The following is a 20789-nucleotide window of genomic DNA, read 5'->3' on the forward strand; positions in this document are numbered from 1 at the left end:
ATACGAATGAAAAGAACAGTTTTACTCTTATTTTTAGGGACATTCCTTTTTTCATGTAAGCAGAATGTAACCGAAGACAGCGTTACCACAATCACTGCAAAAGATGTGAACGGATTTACCTATGAGTCAGTTACCAATGATCCTACTGGTTTGCGACTATATACCTTAGACAATGGTCTAAAGGTATATTTAAGCCAGAACACCGACGAACCAAAAATACAAACCTATATACCTGTGCGGGCCGGTTCTGTTTATGACCCCAGCGATAATACAGGTTTAGCTCACTACCTAGAACATATGGTTTTCAAAGGCACCGACGAGATAGGAACCCAAGATTGGGAATCAGAAAAAAAGCTTCTTGATCGTATTTCCGATTTGTATGAAGATCATAAGGCCGCAGCGGAGCTTGAAACAAAAAAGGCGATTTATAGAAAGATCGATAGTGTTTCACTAGAAGCTTCGAAAATAGCTATTGCGAACGAATATGATAAAATGGTAAGCTCTTTGGGTGCCGAAGGAACAAACGCCTGGACCTGGCATGAACAGACCGTTTACACAAACAAGATTCCTTCGAATGAGTTAGACAAATGGCTGAAATTAGAATCAGAACGTTTTAGTCAATTGGTACTTCGGTTGTTCCATACCGAACTAGAGGCAGTTTATGAGGAGTTTAATAGATCGCAAGATGTCGATTTTAGAAAACTAAGTTATGCTCTGAACGATGCCCTTTTTCCTACGCATCCGTATGGACAACAAAAGACCATCGGTACTTCGGAGCATTTGAAAAACCCTTCAATGGAAGCTATTCACAATTACTTTGATACCTATTATGTACCTAATAATATGGCCGTAATCTTGGTGGGCGATATTGATTTCGAAGAAACCATCAAAAAGGTGAATGACACTTTTGGTGCTTTCGCTTATAAGGAGGTAGTGCATCCAGAAAGACCGGTTGAAGAACCTATAACCAGCCCAGTTGTTGTCGAAGTAACCGGTCCCGAGGCGGAAACCTTGAATGTGGCCTTCCGTACTGATAAAGTGGGTTCTGATGAAGAGAAACTCGTAACACTGGTTGACATGATTTTGGCAAACAGCGAAGCTGGACTTATTGACCTAAACCTAAACCAAAAGCAAAAGGTACAGCGCGCTGGCTCTTACGTGCAATTTTACAACGATTACGGAATTCATACCTTATACGGAAACCCAAAATCTGGCCAAACCTTAGAGGAGGTGAAAGATTTGTTGCTTGAACAGATCGATAAAATAAAAAAAGGAGATTTTGATGATTGGATGATCGAAGCGGTTACCAACGATTTAAAATTAAACGAAATAAGACGCTTGGGAAATGCCTCTGCAGTTGCTTCAGCTTATGTCAATGCATTTACTAGCTTCCAAAAATGGGAAGATCGCGTAAAGCTTATTGATGACATGCGCAGTGTGAGTAAAGCGGAGTTAGTGGCATTTGCAAATCGGTTTTATGGCGACAACTATGTGGCAGCTTATAAACGGCAAGGTGAAAATGAAGGCTTGGTAAAAGTAGAAAACCCAGGTATTACGCCCATAGAATTAAATAGGGATAAAACATCGGTGTTTTTAGAAGAATTCAATGCCATGAAAACCCCTGAAATTGAGCCAACATATCTTGACTATGCTAAAGCCATTCAAACAAGTACCTTGGATAACGGATTGGAATTTTCCTATGTGGCAAATTCTTTAAATGATTTGGCAGAACTCTATATCATCTTTGATATGGGTAAAGACCATGACAAGAAATTGGGTCTAGCGGTACAGTATTTAGAATATTTGGGAACCGATGGCCTTTCACCCGAAGAAGTAAAGAAAGAATTTTATAAGCTGGGTGTTTCGTACGGGGTTAGTTCAAGTAATGACAGGTCTTATGTCTATTTATCTGGTCTTAGAGAAAATATAGATAAAGGGCTTGAATTGCTAGAGAACTTATGGTCTAATGCCGAAGCCAATCAAGAAGCGTATAACAAATTTGTGCTAAAAATTGCGAAAGGAAGAGAAGAAACCAAAGCAAATAAAGGTAGTATTATGTGGGATGGGCTGATGAGTTACGGCCAATATGGTGAAAACTCTAGGTTACGCGATATATATACCATTGAAGAACTCAAGGCTATAGATCCCCAAGAATTGGTAGCTATTGTAAAAGATCTTCGCAACTATCAACACCGTTTATTCTATTACGGTAAGAGTAAGGAGCAGGGTATTGCAGCGGCAAGTAAGCATGCTATCCCTACCGAATTCAAGGCGTATCCAAAGAAGAAAAAGTATGATAAGAAAGACATGGCGAATAACGTGTATTTTGTAGACTACGATATGGTGCAGTCTGAAATGATGTTTTTGGCCAAAGGAGATACCTTCGACCCTAAAAAAATGGCAGCGACTTCCTTGTTCAATACCTATTTTGGGAGCGGACTTTCCTCTATTGTTTTCCAAGAAATACGAGAATCAAAGTCCTTGGCTTATTCAGCTTTTTCTGCCTATGCTGGAGCGAGAAAAGCAGGTGAGCCTGATCTTGTTTATGCTTATATAGGTACTCAGGCGAATAAAATGAATCAAGCCATGGATGCGATGCTGGAGTTAATGAATAATATGCCTGAAGCTGAAGAGAATTTTAATGCGGCAAAGGAATCTACCTTAAAGCAACTGGCTGCGCAAAGAATAAATAAAACCAATATTTTTTGGTCGTATGAGCGCCTAAAAGACAAAGGAATTACTGAAGATAACAGAGAAGAAATGTACAACGCAATTCAAAATATGACTATTGACGATTTGAGAACCTTTTTTAACGACAATATCAAGGGTTCTACCTATGATTTAATGGTTATTGGTAATAAGAAGGACGTTGACGTTGATGTTTTGAAAAAGTTCGGTACAGTGCAAGAGCTTGATGTTGATTACCTGTTTAATTATGAAAAACCGGCGCCCATAAAATCTTAACCAAGGTTGGCATAGAAATCGTACTTTTGAATTTATTTAAATACCAACCTTAAGAATGAAATTGTTAGAAGGCAAAAACGTAATTATTACCGGAGCGAGTAGAGGAATAGGAATGGGAATAGCACAGGTGTTCGCAGCACATGGGGCAAATGTTGCCTTTACCTATAGCTCGAGTGAAGCTCCGGCCTTAGCACTCGAAAAAGAGCTTACTGATAGAGGTGTAAAAGCCAAGGCATATAAAAGCAATGCAGCCAGTTTTGGTGAATCTGAGGCTTTGGTGGCTAAAGTTTTAGAAGATTTTGGGGGCATAGATGTGCTCATCAATAACGCTGGTATTACCAAAGACAACCTTTTAATGCGTATGGCTGAGGAAGATTTTGACAAGGTAATCGAAATCAATTTGAAGTCTGTATTCAATATGACCAAGGCGGTACAACGTACACTGCTAAAACAACGCAAAGGCTCTATCATTAATATGAGTAGTGTTGTCGGCGTAAAAGGGAATGCAGGGCAGTCTAACTATGCGGCCTCAAAAGCTGGCATGATCGGTTTTACCAAATCTATTGCACTTGAGCTGGGTTCGAGAAACATTAGATGCAACGCTATAGCACCAGGCTTCATAGAGACAGAAATGACCGCAAAGTTAGACGAGAAAGTGGTTCAAGGTTGGCGCGAAGGAATTCCTTTGAAAAGAGGAGGTGCTCCTGAGGATATTGCCAATGCATGTTTGTTCTTCGCTTCAGACCTATCTGCTTATGTTACAGGTCAAGTACTCAATGTAGACGGTGGCATGCTAACCTAATGATAGTTGACAGTTGCTTGTTGATGGCGAAGTAATTTTTCAAACCACTTAACAACCATCAACCAGAAGATATGCAGACAAGTACCGTTCTCCTTATAATTTTAGCCGTAATAGGGGCTTTATTATTGGTGCTTTTCCAATATCATTACAAATCAAAAAAACGAGGAAAGCTTTACCTTGGTCTTTCTATTTTACGATTTGTGGGCTTACTCGGCCTTTTTGTGTTGCTTATCAATCCTAAGTTTTCTAAGAATGAATATACGCTGGAAAAAGCCAATTTGATTGTTTTGACCGACAACTCAACCTCTGTGGCTGCATCTAGCGGCAGCATTGAAGAAGTTTTGAACAAGATAAGCGCAAGTACCGCACTTTCTAATAAGTTCCAAGTTGAACACTACAATTTCGGCAGTACAGTGCAAGAAACCGACAGTCTGTCTTTCTTAGATAAAAATACCAACATATCTAAAGCCCTAAAATCGCTTGATGAGGTATATACGAATTCGAATTCCGCAATGCTGCTATTGTCTGATGGAAATACCACTATTGGAGAGGACTATACCTTTGCGGGTAGCAACCTTAAATTTCCTGTTTATCCCGTTGCCATAGGAGATACAACTCAGTATGAAGACCTTCGTATTGATCAACTCAACAGCAATAAATATGCATTCCTTAAGAATAAATACCCTTTGGAAATCTATGTTTCCTATGCTGGAAACAAAACTGTAAATTCGACGGTAAACATCACCGTAAATGGTAAAAGTGTATATCGAGAGAATATCAGCTTGTCAATTGATGCGAATAGTAAAATGATACAAACCTTGGTGAATGCCGGTACGGTAGGTTTAAAAAATATTACGGTATCAATTGCCCCCTTAGGCAATGAACGGAATACGCAAAATAACACTCGAAATACGGTTATAGAAGTCATTGATGAGAAGACCAACATCGCCATCATTTCCAATATGATGCATCCAGATATTGGCACCTTACGCAAATCTATAGAAAGTAACGAACAACGTTCTGTGCGTGTTATAAAACCTACGGTCAAGCTGCAAGACCTCGATGAGGTCGATGTGTTTATTCTATATCAACCCGATCCATCCTTCACACCGCTTTATAACTATTTACAACAGAAAAGGGCAAGTGTATTTACCATAACAGGTGAAGTGGTTGACAGGAATTTTTTAAATGACGTTCAAAATACTTATCGAATAAATAGCGAGTATCCGGTTCAAGAGACTTTTCCGATTTTAAATGCTGGATTTACCAAGTTCAATATTTCCGATTTTTCAATAGATGGTTTTCCGCCTTTGAGCAATGGCGCAGGAATAATTGGGGTACGCACTGGTGAAAGCCTATTGCAAATGAAAATAATGGGGGCAGAAATGAATTCTCCACTTTTATTTGCTCACGACGGGGAGAACGGAAAAGAGCTAGTGCTCTTCGGAGAAAACATCTGGAAATGGCGCATGCAGAGTTTTAGAAATAATCAAAACTTTCAAAACTTCGATGATTTCATAGGAAAATTAGTGCTTTACCTCTCTTCTAATAAAGGAAAAAACAGACTTGATGTAGCATATGAATCTGTTTACGAAGGCAGTAACGATGCCAAAATAAAGGCTACCTATTTTGACGAGGCTTTTGTTTTTGATGCCAATGCGTCTTTGGTATTAAGACTTGAGAATATCAAAAATGGGCGTTCTCAAGAAATTCCAATGTTATTAAAAAATAATTTTTACGAGGCTGATTTGACCGATATTCAACCCGGTCAATATAGGTTTACCGTAAATGTCGAACATGAAAATCGATCCTTCTCCAGAAGCTTTACCATCTTAGATTTCGACGTGGAAAAACAGTTTTTATCCACCAACTATAAAAAGCTAGGTCAACTGGCTTCTGCCACAAAAGGGGAAGTGTATTTTCCTAATAAAACGGATAGCTTACTGCAAAATTTAATAGCTGATAATCGGTTTGTTCCCACTCAAAAAGACACTAAAAATATCGTATCTTTAATAGATTTTCGCGTACTTTTAGCAATTATTATCGCTGCTTTATCGGCGGAATGGTTTATTAGAAAATACAACGGACTAACATAAAAAAGAACACAATGGAAAAATTACCAAAAGTTGCATTACCAGTAGTATTTATACTGATTGCATTAGTTATTTTAATTACTAAATCGGCTGTCACCATAGGTTCAGGTGAGGCTGGAGTACTGTATAAAACATTTGGTGGAGGTGTCGTTACCGATAAACCACCTATGGGCGAAGGTTTTCATATTGTAGCACCATGGAATGATGTTTTTGTCTACGAAGTACGTCAGCAAGAAGTATTTGAAAAAATGAAAGTACTTTCATCAAATGGTTTGGATATTCAGCTTGACGCTTCAACTTGGTTTCAACCCAAGTACAGCGATTTAGGAAAGTTGCATCAAGAGAAAAGTGAGCAATATAAGGAGCGTATTTTATTACCAGCAATTCGTTCTGCCGCTCGTAGCGTGGTAGGCAGGTATACTCCCGAGCAATTATATTCGAGCAAGCGAGATGCAATACAAGTTGAGATTTATGAAGAGACCAAAAAAATTGTGGATGACCAATACATACAATTAAACGATGTGTTAATTCGTGATGTTACCTTACCTCCAACAATTAAAGAGGCAATCGAAAGAAAGTTGAAGCAAGAACAAGAATCTTTAGAATATGAGTTCCGTTTGGTTACGGCAGCAAAAGAGGCTGACAAGGTTCGAATTGAAGCCCAGGGTAAGGCAGATGCAAACCGAATTTTAAGTGCTTCGCTAACTGACAAGATCTTGCAAGATAAAGGTATTGATGCCACTTTAGAATTGTCACAATCTCCAAATTCTAAGGTGATCGTGGTTGGCGGTGGCGATGCCGGTTTACCCCTGATTTTAGGAAATAACTAAGATGTTGAAAGTCAAACTAAATTGAAAACTTTTTGTTTCATTTCTAACTTTTCTTTTGATAACTCGTAAATAGAGTTTACTTTTACAGCATAATGAAAAATAAAAATACACATCATCATGTTTACCACTGCGCTCAAGCGAGGTAAAAATGTATTGTAGTATTACAACATAATTTATAACCCGTTTGAGAAATCAAGCGGGTTTTGTTTTTAGACCATTTTGATTGCCTTAAACACCAATTAACAACAAATGACAAAAATTAGAATTGCCATCCAGAAATCAGGCAGACTTAATGAAGATTCGTTACGAATCTTAAAAGATTGTGGTATATCAATTGACAATGGGAAAGATCAATTAAAAGCCTCTTCACGAAATTTCCCCATGGAAGTCTTCTATTTGCGAAATGGAGATATTCCGCAGTATTTAAGAGACGGAGTAGTAGACATTGCCATCATAGGGGAGAATGTTTTGATTGAAAAGGGAGAAGATATAGCCGTTGCTGAGAAACTGGGTTTCTCTAAATGCAGAGTATCATTGGCTATTCCAAAAGCCATAGCGTACAACTCCGTCAATGATTTTAATGGAAAGCGTATTGCCACATCCTATCCCAATACGGTTAAAAACTATTTGAAGGAGAATAGCGTTGCAGCAGATTTGCACATAATAAGTGGTTCTGTAGAGATTGCACCCAATATTGGGCTTGCAGACGGCATTTGTGATATTGTATCAAGCGGAAGTACTTTGTTCAAAAACAACTTAAAAGAGGTCGAGGTAATTTTAAAAAGTGAAGCGGTTTTGGCTGTTTCACCAAAAATCTCGGAAACAAGAAAAGTATTGCTTGAAAAGCTTCAATTTCGTATTCAATCGGTTTTGCGGGCTCGACAATCGAAGTATGTGTTATTGAATTCCCCGAACGACAAGCTTAACGATATCATTGCCCTACTCCCTGGAATGCGAAGCCCAACGGTGTTACCCTTAGCTGAGGAAGGGTGGAGTTCGGTACATACTGTTATCAACAAAGATAAGTTTTGGGAAGTTATTGATGAATTGAAACAGGCCGGTGCGGAAGGAATCTTGGTTTGTCCTATTGAAAAGATGGTGCTGTAATGAATAGCGATTTTAAAATAGAACTCATTCCAGAGAACAGGCTAGAATCTATTCTTCCGCTAGTTGATTTGCTGAACAACGGCAGTATTGCCTATCCGCTACTAAAAGAGCGACTAGATAATATGATTTCCATGGGCGGGTATGAGTGTATAGGTGTTTATGATGGCCCTGAACTTATAGGTATTTGTGGCCTTTGGGTTTTAAATAAACTCTATGCCGGCAAACATGTCGAACCTGATAACGTTTTTATAAAAAAAGCATATCGCAATCGGGGCGTCGGACAACTTATGATGGATTTTTTGTTTCAATACGCAAAGGATATTGGATGTGAAGGATCTGAGGTGAATTGTTATGTTTCCAATGAAAAAGGCCAAAAATTTTGGGAGAGGCAGGGGTACAAACCCTTAGCATATCACTATTTTATGCAATTTGAAGACATTGATTAATGAATAAGATATACAATCCAAATAGAGCAGATTGGAAGTCGATTTTGCAGCGTCCAACTCAGACGGTTGCGGATATCGAGGCTACCGTAGGTGTTATTTTTCAGGAAGTTCAAAAGAACGGCGATAGTGCTCTCACTAAATACACCCAAAAATTTGATGGGGTAACCTTGAATACTTTCCAAGTTACAGATTCGGAGATAGCCGAAGCGAGCTCCTTAGTTTCAGATACCCTAAAAAGTGCCATTCAGTTGGCAAAAGAGAACATAGAGCGCTTCCACCAAGCTCAAAAAACAGAGAAAATCGAAGTAGAGACTTCTAAAGGAGTACAGTGTTGGCAAGAAAAACGGCCAATTCAAAAGGTAGGACTATATATTCCTGGCGGTACTGCGCCTTTATTTTCTACAATTTTGATGTTGGCTTTGCCAGCAAGTATTGCTGGCTGCCAAGAGATCGTTTTATGCTCACCTCCAAATTCTGAGGGAAAAATAAATCCCGCTATTTTATACACAGCAGCTTTATGTGGGGTGACTAAATTATTCAAAGTCGGAGGAATTCAGGCCATAGCGGGTATGACCTTTGGAACCGAAAGCATACCGCAGGCCTATAAAATATTTGGCCCAGGAAATCAATATGTCACTGTGGCCAAACAAATAGCAACAAAGTATGGAGTGGCTATTGATATGCCTGCAGGCCCTAGCGAATTGTTAGTAGTGGCTGATGATACTGCCGAAGCGGCCTTTGTAGCTTCAGACTTACTGAGTCAGGCCGAGCATGGTGTTGATAGCCAGGTGATTTTGGTGTCCACTTCAAGAACAATGATTGCTGCAGTTGAGAAAGAGGTTGAAAAGCAGATAGAAGAACTACCAAGAGTGGAAATTTCGAAAAAAGCAATTGCTAATAGCAAGTTGATATATGTTGAAGATGACCAAACTGCTATTGATTTGATCAATGAATACGGGCCAGAACACTATATCGTTTGTGTAGCGAATGAAGATTTTTATATAGACAACACCTTTAATGCTGGTTCTGTTTTTATTGGTAATTACACTCCCGAAAGCGCAGGTGATTATGCATCAGGAACGAATCATACCTTGCCTACCAATGGATATGCCAAGCAGTACAGCGGGGTCAATCTGGATAGTTTTATGAAAAGTATGACTTTTCAGAAAATCAGTAAAGAAGGGATACAAAAAATAGGTAATGCCATAGAAATAATGGCGGAAGCAGAGGGTTTACAAGCGCATAAAAATGCAGTGACCCTAAGATTGAATAGTTTGAAATGAGTTTTAGTTTAGAAAAAATAATACGAGAAAATGTAAAAGGTTTAAAGCCGTATTCCTCAGCACGTGATGAATATGTTTCCGATGGCTCTGCAATGGTTTTTCTTGACGCAAATGAGAATCCCTTTGAGAATGGGGTAAATCGATATCCAGACCCGCAGCAAAGAAGTTTGAAGGCTGTTTTGGCCGATCAAAAAGGAGTTGCTACTGAGAATATTCTTTTGGGCAATGGTAGTGATGAAGTATTGGACTTGCTTTTTCGAGCTTTCTGTGAACCAAAAGAAGATAATGTAATTACATTGCCCCCAACCTACGGAATGTACAAGGTGTTAGCGGCGACAAACGCTATAAATAATCGTGAATTCGTATTGAATGACAACTTTCAGCCCGATGTAAAGGCCCTTTTGAAGGGGGTTGATGCGAATTCAAAATTACTTTTTATATGCTCACCCAATAACCCTACGGGCAATAGCATTTCTGATGAAAAAATCAAGTACTTACTTGAACATTTCAATGGCTTGGTTGTAGTAGATGAAGCCTATATCGACTTTTCACCAAATGAAAGTTGGACATCAAGATTGGCTGATTTTCCTAATTTGGTGGTAACCCAAACGCTTTCTAAGGCCTATGGGATGGCAGGAATCAGATTGGGAGTCTGTATCGCATCAAGCGAAATCATAAAGGTTTTAAACAAAATCAAACCTCCATACAACGTCAACGGCCTAACACAACTAAAGGCCTTAGAACGTGTTTTGGCAACGAAAAAAGTGAGGGAAGAGGTTGCGAAAATTCTGCATGAAAGAGGCAAACTTAGGCTGGCTCTAGCGGAATTTTCTTTTGTTGATACCATATACCCAACTGATGCAAACTTTATTTTGGTTAAAGTCGATGATGCCAATAAACGGTATAAACAGCTTTTAGGAAGGGGTGTTGTTATCCGAAATCGTAGTACTCAGGCTTTATGCAAAAATACCTTGCGGTTTACCGTTGGAACTCCCGAAGAAAATAAAAAATTGATAGCAGTATTAAAAGAGATTAGCAATGAGTAAAAAGAGAGTCCTTTTTATCGATAGAGATGGTACGATTATACAAGAGACCGCCGATGAACAAATTGATGCCTTTGAGAAAATCGTATTCTATCCGCAAGCCTTTACATTTTTAGGGAAGATTGCGAAGGAGCTAGATTATGAGCTGGTTATGATTACCAACCAAGACGGGCTAGGTACCGATGTCTTTCCTGAAGATACATTCTGGCCTGTGCATAATTTCATCTTAAAGTCCTTTGAGAATGAAGGTGTGATTTTCGATAAAGTGTTTTTAGATAGAACTTTCCCTAAAGACAATGCCGCTACTAGAAAGCCGGGAACAGCCTTATTGACTGAATACTTTTCAGCGGAATATGATTTGATGCATTCATTTGTAATTGGCGATAGACTAACCGATATGGAACTGGCTAAAAACCTTGGTTCTAAAGGCATTTTCATCAATGACAATACGAATCTGGGAACTGATGAGATCACCGTAAAGCGTAACGAACTTGATTCGATAATTGTTCTCGAAAATAATGACTGGGAAAAAATCTATGAGTTCCTAAAGTTAAATGACAGAACTTCTGAAATCCACAGAAAGACAAATGAAACGGATATTAAAATTCGATTGAACTTAGATGGAACAGGCAAAAGTAGCATACATACAGGTCTTGCCTTTTTTGATCATATGTTAGACCAATTGGCACGCCATGGTCAAATGGATTTAGATATTCACGTTACCGGCGACTTGGCTGTAGACGAACACCATACTATCGAAGACACGGCCATAGCACTAGGAGAAGTTTTCCATAAGGCATTGGGCAACAAATTGGGAATAGAACGCTACGGTTTTTGTTTGCCTATGGATGATTGCTTGGCTCAGATTGCCATAGATTTTGGGGGACGAAACTGGCTCGTTTGGGAGGCTGACTTCAAACGAGAAAAAGTAGGCGATATGCCAACTGAAATGTTTCATCATTTCTTTAAGTCATTTACTGACGGAGCCAAGGCCAACTTGAGTATCAAGGCCGAAGGTACTAATGAGCACCATAAAATAGAAGCGATTTTTAAGGCCTTTGCTAAGTCTATTAAAATGGCAGTGAAGCGCGATGTTGAAAAGATGGTCTTACCCTCAACCAAAGGTGTATTATAGATGAAGATTGTAATTATAGACTACGGTGCCGGAAATATTCAAAGTATCAAGTTCGCCATTCAACGCTTAGGCTATGAAGCTGTTTTAAGTAAAGATGCCAAAGAGATACAACATGCGGACAAGGTAATTTTTCCAGGAGTTGGAGAGGCCAGTAGTGCCATGCGAAAACTTATGGCAAGCAGATTAGATAAAATCATTCCTGAGCTGAAACAACCCGTATTGGGAATTTGCCTTGGCATGCAGTTGATGTGCAATTCATCGGAGGAAGGAAATACGAAGGGACTCGGCATTTTTGATACCAATGTGGTAAGGTTTTCCAATAGGGTAAAAGTACCGCAAATTGGCTGGAATCAGATTACTAACCTACGTTCAGACTTGTTCAATGCCGTAGACGAGAAGGAACATATTTATTTGGTACATAGTTATTATGCTCCTTTATGTCATGCTACAATTGCAGAGTCAGATTATGAATTGAAGTACAGTGCCGCCTTGCAAAAAGATAATTTTTATGGAACACAGTTTCACCCTGAGAAGAGTAGCGCAGTTGGAGTTCAAATTTTGAAAAACTTTTTGGAGCTATAAGGCATATGGAGGTTACGATATCAACACAAAAGAATTTGCTCAATATTGATTTCATTCATGATTACATGACCGAAAAATCGTATTGGGCAAAGGAACGCACCATACAACAAACAAAAAAAACTGTGGAGAACTCCTTTTGTTTCGGCATGTATACTGACGCCAAGCAACAAATTGGTTTCGCCAGAATTGTTACTGATTTTGTGTTTTTCGGCAATATTATGGATGTGATTATCGACCCAGAATATCAAGGCAAGGGTCTAGGTAAGAAGCTTGTCGAATTTATGTTGCAACATGATGCCATCAAAAGCCTTCAGACCATTACTTTAAAAACCAAAGATGCGCATTCATTTTATGAGAAATACGGATTTCAAAGGGTTGGGAATTCGCAATTATATATGTCGAAAGATAAACAAATACTAAAGTAAGCCATGCGAATTATTCCAGCCATAGATATTATTGAAGGTAAATGTGTTCGCCTGTCTAAAGGAGATTACAACACCAAAAAGATTTACAATGAGAATCCTCTAGAGGTAGCTAAAGAGTTTGAATCTCACGGAATACAGCATTTGCATTTGGTAGATTTAGATGGAGCCAAGTCGAAACACATTGTCAATCATAAGGTTTTAGAACTGATTGCATCTAAAACCAGCTTAAAAATAGATTTTGGAGGAGGATTAAAAACCGATGACGATTTGAGAATCGCATTTGAAAGCGGTGCACATCAAATTACAGGTGGTAGTATAGCTGTAAAAGACCAAGAAAGGTTTGTCAGTTGGATTGAGACGTACGGCGCAAATAAAATTATTCTTGGCGCAGATGCGATAAATGAAAAGGTAGCTGTTTCAGGTTGGCAAGAGGAATCTGATGAAGAATTGCTTCCCTTTATCAAGTGGTATCAAGAAAAGGGAATTCAATATGTGATTTGTACAGACATTAGTAAAGATGGGATGTTAGATGGGCCCTCTTTTGATTTGTATGAAAAAATTGTGAAGGCTTCATCTGTCACTTCGACCAGCGTTGTAGCGGAGCTCAAACTTATCGCCTCTGGAGGCATATCAACCTTCGCTGAACTTCCTAAATTGGCTGAAATTGGTTGTGAAGGAACGATTATTGGAAAAGCCATCTACGAAAACAAAATAGGTTTAAAACAGTTGGAGGGGTATATTTTAAGTACATAAGTATGGAAGAAAAAATAAGAGAAGAATTTGTTCAAAATGCACTATATCGATTGGATGAAAGTACACGAATGAATACCATTTCAATAGATCAGCTTTCCGAAGAAGATATATGGAAACGCCCGAATGCATCACTAAATAGTGTAGGTAATTTGATTTTGCATTTATGTGGAAATATTACTCAGTATGTAATTTCCTCCTTAGGTGAAACCCTAGATGCCCGAGAACGCGATATGGAATTTTCAACGGAATCTGGATACACTAAAGAAGAATTGCTTCAAAAATTAACAGAAACCGTTGCCATAGCTAAGCGCGTTATCAATGATGCTTCGGTAGCGCAGTTTATTCGAAAGCGAGAGGTTCAAGGATTTTATTTTTCGGGAATTGGAGTAGTTTTACATGCTGTTGAACACTATTCCTATCATACGGGCCAAATCGCCTTTTGGACGAAGCAGTTAAAAAATACAGATTTAGGGTTCTATGATGGTATGGATTTAAATATAAAAAACGAATAAATAAATAGTGTTTTACCATATGCGAGTTATGAAGGAAAAGAAAAGTCGTGCAAGAATTACAACTAAGAATCAGAAAATGCTAGGTTCATTTGGTTTCAGTTTAGAATTCTTAAACCCCTCATACGTCCTTCCTCCAACCTCAAACCCCATTTTATGTTAGCCAAAAGAATCATACCTTGTTTAGACATCAAAGATGGTCGTACCGTAAAAGGAGTCAATTTTGTTGATTTACGAGATGCTGGTGACCCCGTAGAATTAGCGGAAATCTATAGCAGAGAAGGTGCAGACGAACTGGTATTTCTTGATATTTCAGCCACAGAGCAGAAACGAAAGACCCTTGCCGATTTAGTATACCATGTTGCTGAAAAGGTCAACATTCCATTTACTGTGGGCGGAGGAATATCTTCGGTAGAAGATGTTGATGTACTTTTGCAGAACGGAGCAGATAAAGTTTCGATAAACTCTTCAGCGGTCAAAAATCCACAACTGATAAATGATTTGGTCGCTAAATTTGGTTCGCAGTGTATTGTAGTTGCCATTGATGCCAAACAACGCGAAGGAAAATGGCTTGTTCATTTGGTAGGGGGTAAGGTTCCAACTACCCTTGATTTGTTCGACTGGGCTAAGGAAGTTGAGCACCGTGGTGCCGGCGAAATTCTTTTTACTTCCATGGATCATGACGGTACGAAAAACGGATTTGCAAATAAAGCATTGGCTAGATTATCAACAGAACTGAATATTCCTATTATTGCATCTGGTGGAGCTGGAAATACACAACATTTTACAGATACATTCGTAGCGGGCAAGGCCGATGCCGCCTTGGCTGCAAGTGTTTTTCATTTTAAGGAGATAAAAATTAAAGATTTGAAAGAGGAATTGCGAGACAATGGAATTCCTGTTAGGTTATAAAACGGAGCATATGAAAAAAATTGGCTTAATAGGCGGAATCACATGGCAATCTACCAAACTCTATTACGATTACCTGAATACCATGGTATCAGAAGCCCTGGGCGGAAAACATTCTTGCAAGTGTTTAATAGAATCGGTTGATTTTGCAGATATTTCTGCTAAACAAGGAGCAGGAGAGTGGGAAACCCTGCATACCCAAATGGCCGATATTGCAAAAAGTCTAGAGCTCGCAGGCGCCGATATTATTCTAGTTTGTGCCAATACCATGCACCTGTCGGCAGATAAGATTAAAGCCAATACAAATATTCCCTTGCTGCATATTGCTGAGGCCACAGGAAAGGCCATTCAAGATAAAGGCATTCAAAAGGTATTGCTGCTTGGTACAAAATATACTATGGAGCTCGACTTTTACAAGGATATTTTAAAAAATCAGTTCGGTATTGATGTGCTTATACCATCGGTTGATGATAGAGATAGTGTACACCAAGTAATCTACACTGAATTGGCCAAAGGAATTATTGCTAAGGAATCAAAAGCAGCCTATGTGGAAATCATCAAAAAATCGGAGGAAGAAGGAGCGGAAGGTGTTGTTTTAGGCTGTACTGAAATTCCCTTGTTGATTCAAGCTCAAGATTGCAATATTCCGGTTTTTGATACCACTAAAATTCATGCCAAGGCCGCTGTGCAATTTGCCTTGGCCGAAATGACACAAACTCAGTAATACTATGGAAATAGATTTTAATAAAAGTCCAGACGGACTTGTACCAGCCATTATACAAGATGCGCAAACCAAGAATGTGCTGATGTTGGGCTATATGAATCAGGAAGCAGTTGATAAGACTCAAGAAACTAAAAAGGTTACTTTTTTTAGTAGAAGCAAAAAACGTTTGTGGACCAAAGGGGAGGAAAGTGGTAATTTTTTGAATTTGGTGAAGATCCAAAATGATTGTGATGGTGATACCTTGCTGATTTCAGTAAACCCGGTGGGGCCAACCTGCCATAAAGGTTCGGATACCTGCTGGAATGATGAAAACACCGCTAACTTTGGGTTCTTATCACAGCTGGAATCGGTGATAGAGGAAAGAAGAACCTCATCAGACAGCAGCGAATCATATGTAGCTTCACTATTCGAAAAAGGTATCAACAAGATTGCGCAGAAAGTAGGTGAGGAGGCGATTGAAACCGTTATCGAGGCAAAAGACGACAATGACGATCTGTTTCTAAACGAAAGCGCTGATTTATTGTTTCATTATCTCATTTTATTGCGGGCCAAAGGTTTTTCATTAAATGATGTGGTCAAGAATTTGGAAGGGAGGCACTAAGAAATGTTTATTTCTTCATAAGTGTTTTTGCAAGGACAATTTCATGAACCTTTACTTTATGATTGCGACTCAGTGGAATAATTTCCTTTGAAAGATGCAAACGTGATTTTTCTAGGGTCTTTATCTTTTCAATGGAAACAATAAAAGACTTGTGTACTTGAATAAATTTTGAATGGGGTAGAATATCCCAAACCCGCTTTAATGGCATTAGGGTCATAAAGCTGTCTTCGCCAGTATTAAAAACAACATAGTTCTGTTGCGCCTGCACATACTCCACATCATCAATGTTTATTTTTTCAAATACATTGTCGCATTTGATAAAGAAGTAGGACGTCAAACTATCGTTTTCGACCTCCTCAACGCTTTTGTTCTTAAGTTGGAAGTAGTCTTTGGCTTTTACCGCTGATTTGTAGAATCGACTAAATGTTATCGGTTTTACAAGATAATCTAGCACATCTAATTCAAAGCTTTCCAACGCGTAACTTGGATAGGCGGTAGTTAGCACAACAATAGGGCGTTGGGACGTATTCTTGAGATATTCAAGTCCGGTCATAATTGGCATTTGAATATCGAGGAATAGAAGGTCTATGGTATTGACACCAGATAGTTTATGAATTTGTGTCGGATTTGCGCCTTCACCGATTAACTTTAAAAAATCTGTTTTTTCAATATAGTCTATAATGCCTTCACGTGCCAAAGGTTCATCATCAATTACAATGCAGTTTATCATTTCGACTAGGCAATTTTACTGTTTTCAGACACGTGTCTTTCCAATGTTATTTCCAAAGAAATCCGATAATCTTTGATTGATTTCAGCACTTTCAGTTTATGTGAATTAGGATATAAAAGGTCTAATCTTCGCCTTACATTGGCCAATCCGATGCCTGAAGATTCTATAGCATTTTTAACGACAAGTTCAGGTTTGCTATTTGAAACATCCAATAGTAATCTATTATCATAAACTTTTAATCCGATAGTGATCCAATTTCTTGAATCCCCGAAATGAGAAACATGTTTGAAAGCATTTTCAACAAAGGGCATCAATAAAAATGGGGCTATTTGAAATCCGTTTGTATTTGAACTATCCAAGGCGACTTGCAAATCGAGTTTAGTCAAATCTTGTCGTAAGGTTTCTAGTTCAATATAGTTCTTTATATAATTAACTTCCTGACCTAAATCAATTTCGGGTTCGTTACATTGGTATAATTGGTAGCGCAATAATTCGGAAAATTTGGCCAAAGAATCCGATGCCATATCTTGATTTTTGCGTATTAAAACGAAAATGGAATTGATCGTATTGAATAAGAAATGCGGATTGTACTGCGATCGCAAAAATTTCAATTCTGTGGCCAAATTTTCCTTTTCGGCAGCGTTTCTCCGTTTTTCTGAAGCAATCCAGTTTTTGGTCAGCTTAATACTTAGACCAAGGGTAGTTGCGGCGACGCAAGATGAGAATGCATTGTTCTTAAATATAGTTGCAGGAGTTTCTGGAGAAATATTGAATAATTCGTAAACGGATGCGTTTCCAATAAATGCGGCCAAATAGTAATTTGCAGTTATCACACCCGCCATGATCACAATTATGCCAAACGTGGAGAAAAAGAAAACAAGGTATTTGCCTTTCTGTAAAAAATTGGGAATAAGATAGTACAGACAGAAATAAACACCTAAAGCCTGAAAAACAACGTAGCCTAAAAACTTTACAATTCCATAAGGCTCGGTTAATGATTCAAATACTATTGATATACTCCCTGAGTACAGGGTCCACCATGCAAAATGATATCCTGCCCAGAATAGAATGTGATGCATTTTATATCGTTCTAAAAGAGCGACTAACTGTTGTAAAGTGTTTACGGGCATTTGTCCTTAAAAAGTGAATTCAAATTACAAGATACAACCACAAGCATTCACTATCAAATACAGCACTTTATAACTTGATGTCAGGTAGCTTATAATTGACGAAATACATGTTAAACCAATATTTCCCTAACTCATTTTAAATTCCTGTTATTTATTCCTGTCGTAAATTAAATAAGTCCATATGTCATTCTCTTTTTTGATATGATTTTGATTGCCGCTACTTGCAATCAAATTCGTATTTATGAAATCATGTTTTCTTTTTTTAGTTTGTCTTGCGGGTTCAGTAAATCCGCTACTTGGGCAACTGTCAGGTTCTATAGTGGATGTTGAAGGTAATCCCGTCTCTTATGCCAACGTAATGGTTTATAGCATTCCTGACTCGGTTTTACAAAAAGGGGCAATAAGTGATGAGGATGGCAATTTCATGATTGATTATACGAATGCGGGTACGTATATACTTCGTGTAGATGTATTGTCTTTCAAAACTTGGAACTCTGAACCATTTAGAATTTCAGGTACCAGCTTTAAAAAAGATTTTGACATCATCACTTTGCTTGAAGAGGTAACTACCTTACAAGGTGTTGAAATTCGAGGGCAGCGAAAATTGATACAACGAACTCAAGAAGGTAGTATTATTAATGTTCAATCAAGTGTGTTGACACAAGGCAGTACCGCTTTGCAACTATTAGAGCGTTCACCAGGTTTTATTCTAGATCAATACAACAATACTTTTTCGTTAAATGGTAAAAGTGGCACCTTAATTATGATTAACGGTAAGGTACAACGTATTCCCATACCAGATTTGATTGCAATGCTCAATGGTATGAGTGCGGATAATATTGAAAGAATAGAATTGTTAACCAATCCATCAGCGCGCTATGATGTAGACGGTAATGCCGGTATTATCAACATTGTAATGCGAAAGAATGAAACCTTGGGTATGCAGGGTAATATTAATTTAAGTGTAGGCTATGGCAAAGGCTTCAAGCAAACAACAGGTCTTTCCCTAAATAATGGTGGAGAACGTTCTACAATATATACGGCATATACGTTTTCTTATGACGATACCTATAGTGGCTTTGGTGGTAGGGGAGTAACCGAAATTCCGGTTTTAGGCGGAAGCACGGGAATTGATTTCACAAGCAGAACACAACAGATAAATCGTACTCATAATCTCAATTTGGGCTATGAATATAAGCTCTCAGAAGCTTCTTCACTTGGTGTGAGTGTATTGTTTAACCTATCAAGGCCTTTGATTATGACTCAAAATTTAGGATTATATGATTTCACTTCGAATCCCTTTTTAGAAGCTCGAATACGCCTAAACGGAAATGGAAACCTAAAGAATTCAACAAGCTCTGTATATTTTGAAAAGATGGGAGCGCAAAATAGTTTAACGATAACGGGAGATTATATCAATTATAACAGTCAAACACCAAATATGGTAAATAGTACATATTTTGATGAATTCGGGAATCTTGTTGAGCCTGAGAGTGAAATTTATAATAATGGAAACCGGGGCTTTAATGAAACTGACATCAATGTTGGCGTAATAAAACTAGATTATAAGCATACTTTGAATGAAAATGCAGCCATAGAGGGCGGTACAAAAGTATCATTATCTAAGACCGTTAATGATGCTCGAATTGAAATTTTACAAGGAGAAGAATTCGTATCAGATGACCGATTTGCAAGTGCTATTTCGAATAGAGAAACAATAGGTGCTGCTTATGTGCTGACCGATTATAGTTTCAATGAAAATTGGAAGGCACAACTAGGTTTGCGATACGAATATTGGGACCAAGCTTTTGATGAACGTACTTTAAACCGTAGCTTTGGAAAGCTATTCCCCTCATTCTTTGTCACCTATGCCTTTTCGGATACTACGGCTCTAAATCTCGCCTATAACAAGCGTATTACACGACCTAATTATTCTGATTTGGCTTCTTTTTTAGTGTACAATGGCCCTACTTCAGTGTTTAGCGGAAACCCAAAATTACTCCCTGCGATAACCGATAATATTAGTCTAGCTTATAACAATAAATCTTTTAGCCTCTCTTTATTAGCCTCTAGTGAGAACAACCCTATTGCACGTTTTCAAATAACACGAAATGCACAAAGTAATGTCGCGGTGATTGCTCCTGTAAATTTGAAATATCAAAGAAATATAGATGTGCAGACTAATATCCCAATTCGTATTGCCAATTGGTGGGATGTTAACTTTAATGGTACGATAGGTATCAGGCAGTTTCAATTATTGCATACCGACGAGCAGATAACCCATGACTATGTGCACTATAATTTTAATGGAAACCAAACCATGAGATTGCCTGCGAACTTCTCATTGGAATTATCGGGTTGGTATACCTCTAGACATTTTAATGGTAGTACTAGAAATGAAGGCTTTGGTATACTTAATGGTGGGATAAAAAAAGAATTCAAAAACGGTAGCAGCCTACAATTTACAGTCACTGATATTTTTGAGAGTATGGATATTAATTTTAAAGTTGGAGCGCTCACTCGAGAGGCATTTGGCGATGTTTTTGATGGAACCTACAGTCCGGAATCAGGTTTCTCGCGAATTTTTAGATTGAGCTATACCTATCGCTTTGGAAATAAAAAAGTTAAGGTCTCCAAGGGCAAATCAGGTGCAGACAGCGAGAAGTCTAGATTGTGATGTGTATGGCGATGCTAAGAGAATGCACAAATCATTAAAAAAAATT

Annotated in this window: 19 protein-coding genes; 17 read left to right on the plus strand and 2 right to left on the minus strand. The window is 38.3% G+C overall.

Annotation, left to right across the window (positions count from 1 at the left end; genetic code table 11):
• Window positions 1-6 precede the first annotated feature (6 nt).
• From ABJN95_RS11835 to hisIE, 16 genes are all read left to right on the plus strand, one after another.
• On the plus strand, window positions 7-2964 hold the full coding sequence (locus tag ABJN95_RS11835) for an insulinase family protein (RefSeq protein WP_348370611.1): 2958 nt from the start codon (window positions 7-9) through the stop codon (window positions 2962-2964).
• 55 nt (window positions 2965-3019) lie between these two features.
• On the plus strand, window positions 3020-3766 hold the full coding sequence (fabG, locus tag ABJN95_RS11840) for a 3-oxoacyl-[acyl-carrier-protein] reductase (protein WP_348370612.1): 747 nt from the start codon (window positions 3020-3022) through the stop codon (window positions 3764-3766).
• Window positions 3767-3837: 71 nt separating this feature from the next.
• The gene (locus ABJN95_RS11845; protein ID WP_348370613.1) at window positions 3838-5862 is read left to right on the plus strand and encodes a VWA domain-containing protein; all 2025 of its coding nucleotides are present in this window, start codon (window positions 3838-3840) and stop codon (window positions 5860-5862) included.
• Between the two features lie 11 nt (window positions 5863-5873).
• Window positions 5874-6689: a prohibitin family protein gene (locus tag ABJN95_RS11850; protein ID WP_348370614.1), complete on the plus strand. Its 816-nt coding sequence runs from the start codon at window positions 5874-5876 to the stop codon at window positions 6687-6689.
• Window positions 6690-6938: 249 nt separating this feature from the next.
• Window positions 6939-7796: an ATP phosphoribosyltransferase gene (gene hisG / locus ABJN95_RS11855; protein WP_348370615.1), complete on the plus strand. Its 858-nt coding sequence runs from the start codon at window positions 6939-6941 to the stop codon at window positions 7794-7796.
• Complete coding sequence (locus ABJN95_RS11860; RefSeq protein WP_348370616.1) at window positions 7796-8242, plus strand: GNAT family N-acetyltransferase; 447 nt, start codon at window positions 7796-7798, stop codon at window positions 8240-8242. The genes hisG and ABJN95_RS11860 overlap by 1 nt, the downstream gene beginning before the upstream one ends.
• Window positions 8242-9525, plus strand: a complete 1284-nt coding sequence (hisD, locus tag ABJN95_RS11865; protein WP_348370617.1) for a histidinol dehydrogenase — start codon at window positions 8242-8244, stop codon at window positions 9523-9525. The genes ABJN95_RS11860 and hisD overlap by 1 nt, the downstream gene beginning before the upstream one ends.
• The gene (hisC, locus tag ABJN95_RS11870; protein WP_348370618.1) at window positions 9522-10571 is read left to right on the plus strand and encodes a histidinol-phosphate transaminase; all 1050 of its coding nucleotides are present in this window, start codon (window positions 9522-9524) and stop codon (window positions 10569-10571) included. Before hisD ends, hisC begins: the two co-directional genes overlap by 4 nt.
• Window positions 10564-11703 carry a bifunctional histidinol-phosphatase/imidazoleglycerol-phosphate dehydratase HisB gene (gene hisB, locus ABJN95_RS11875; protein WP_348370619.1) on the plus strand — a complete coding sequence of 380 codons (1140 nt, stop codon included), beginning with the start codon at window positions 10564-10566 and terminating at the stop codon, window positions 11701-11703. The genes hisC and hisB overlap by 8 nt, the downstream gene beginning before the upstream one ends.
• Window positions 11704-12285 carry an imidazole glycerol phosphate synthase subunit HisH gene (hisH, locus tag ABJN95_RS11880; protein ID WP_348370620.1) on the plus strand — a complete coding sequence of 194 codons (582 nt, stop codon included), beginning with the start codon at window positions 11704-11706 and terminating at the stop codon, window positions 12283-12285.
• Between the two features lie 5 nt (window positions 12286-12290).
• A complete protein-coding gene (locus ABJN95_RS11885) occupies window positions 12291-12710 on the plus strand; it encodes a GNAT family N-acetyltransferase (protein WP_348370621.1) in 420 nt (139 codons plus the stop codon).
• A 3-nt stretch (window positions 12711-12713) separates the two neighbouring features.
• Window positions 12714-13463 carry a 1-(5-phosphoribosyl)-5-[(5-phosphoribosylamino)methylideneamino]imidazole-4-carboxamide isomerase gene (gene hisA / locus ABJN95_RS11890; RefSeq protein WP_348370622.1) on the plus strand — a complete coding sequence of 250 codons (750 nt, stop codon included), beginning with the start codon at window positions 12714-12716 and terminating at the stop codon, window positions 13461-13463.
• 2 nt (window positions 13464-13465) lie between these two features.
• Window positions 13466-13975: a DinB family protein gene (locus ABJN95_RS11895; protein WP_348370623.1), complete on the plus strand. Its 510-nt coding sequence runs from the start codon at window positions 13466-13468 to the stop codon at window positions 13973-13975.
• A gap of 153 nt (window positions 13976-14128) precedes the next feature.
• Window positions 14129-14884, plus strand: coding sequence for an imidazole glycerol phosphate synthase subunit HisF (hisF, locus tag ABJN95_RS11900; protein WP_348370624.1), 756 nt, complete (start codon window positions 14129-14131; stop codon window positions 14882-14884).
• A 10-nt stretch (window positions 14885-14894) separates the two neighbouring features.
• Window positions 14895-15605 (plus strand): aspartate/glutamate racemase family protein, encoded by a 711-nt coding sequence (locus ABJN95_RS11905; RefSeq protein WP_348370625.1) that lies wholly within the window; start codon window positions 14895-14897, stop codon window positions 15603-15605.
• Window positions 15606-15609: 4 nt separating this feature from the next.
• Window positions 15610-16206, plus strand: coding sequence for a bifunctional phosphoribosyl-AMP cyclohydrolase/phosphoribosyl-ATP diphosphatase HisIE (gene hisIE, locus ABJN95_RS11910; protein ID WP_348370626.1), 597 nt, complete (start codon window positions 15610-15612; stop codon window positions 16204-16206).
• Window positions 16207-16213: 7 nt separating this feature from the next.
• On the opposite strand, the gene ABJN95_RS11915 is transcribed toward hisIE, so the two are convergent.
• Window positions 16214-16936, minus strand: coding sequence for a LytTR family DNA-binding domain-containing protein (locus tag ABJN95_RS11915; RefSeq protein ID WP_348370627.1), 723 nt, complete (start codon window positions 16934-16936; stop codon window positions 16214-16216).
• 5 nt (window positions 16937-16941) lie between these two features.
• Complete coding sequence (locus ABJN95_RS11920; RefSeq protein ID WP_348370628.1) at window positions 16942-18015, minus strand: histidine kinase; 1074 nt, start codon at window positions 18013-18015, stop codon at window positions 16942-16944.
• A gap of 292 nt (window positions 18016-18307) precedes the next feature.
• On the opposite strand from ABJN95_RS11920, the gene ABJN95_RS11925 reads away from it, so the two are divergent.
• Window positions 18308-20743 carry a TonB-dependent receptor gene (locus tag ABJN95_RS11925; RefSeq protein ID WP_348370629.1) on the plus strand — a complete coding sequence of 812 codons (2436 nt, stop codon included), beginning with the start codon at window positions 18308-18310 and terminating at the stop codon, window positions 20741-20743.
• Window positions 20744-20789: the final 46 nt, after the last annotated feature.

It is taken from the genome of Maribacter sp. (assembly GCF_039974175.1).
In the GTDB taxonomy this organism is placed as follows: domain Bacteria; phylum Bacteroidota; class Bacteroidia; order Flavobacteriales; family Flavobacteriaceae; genus Maribacter_C.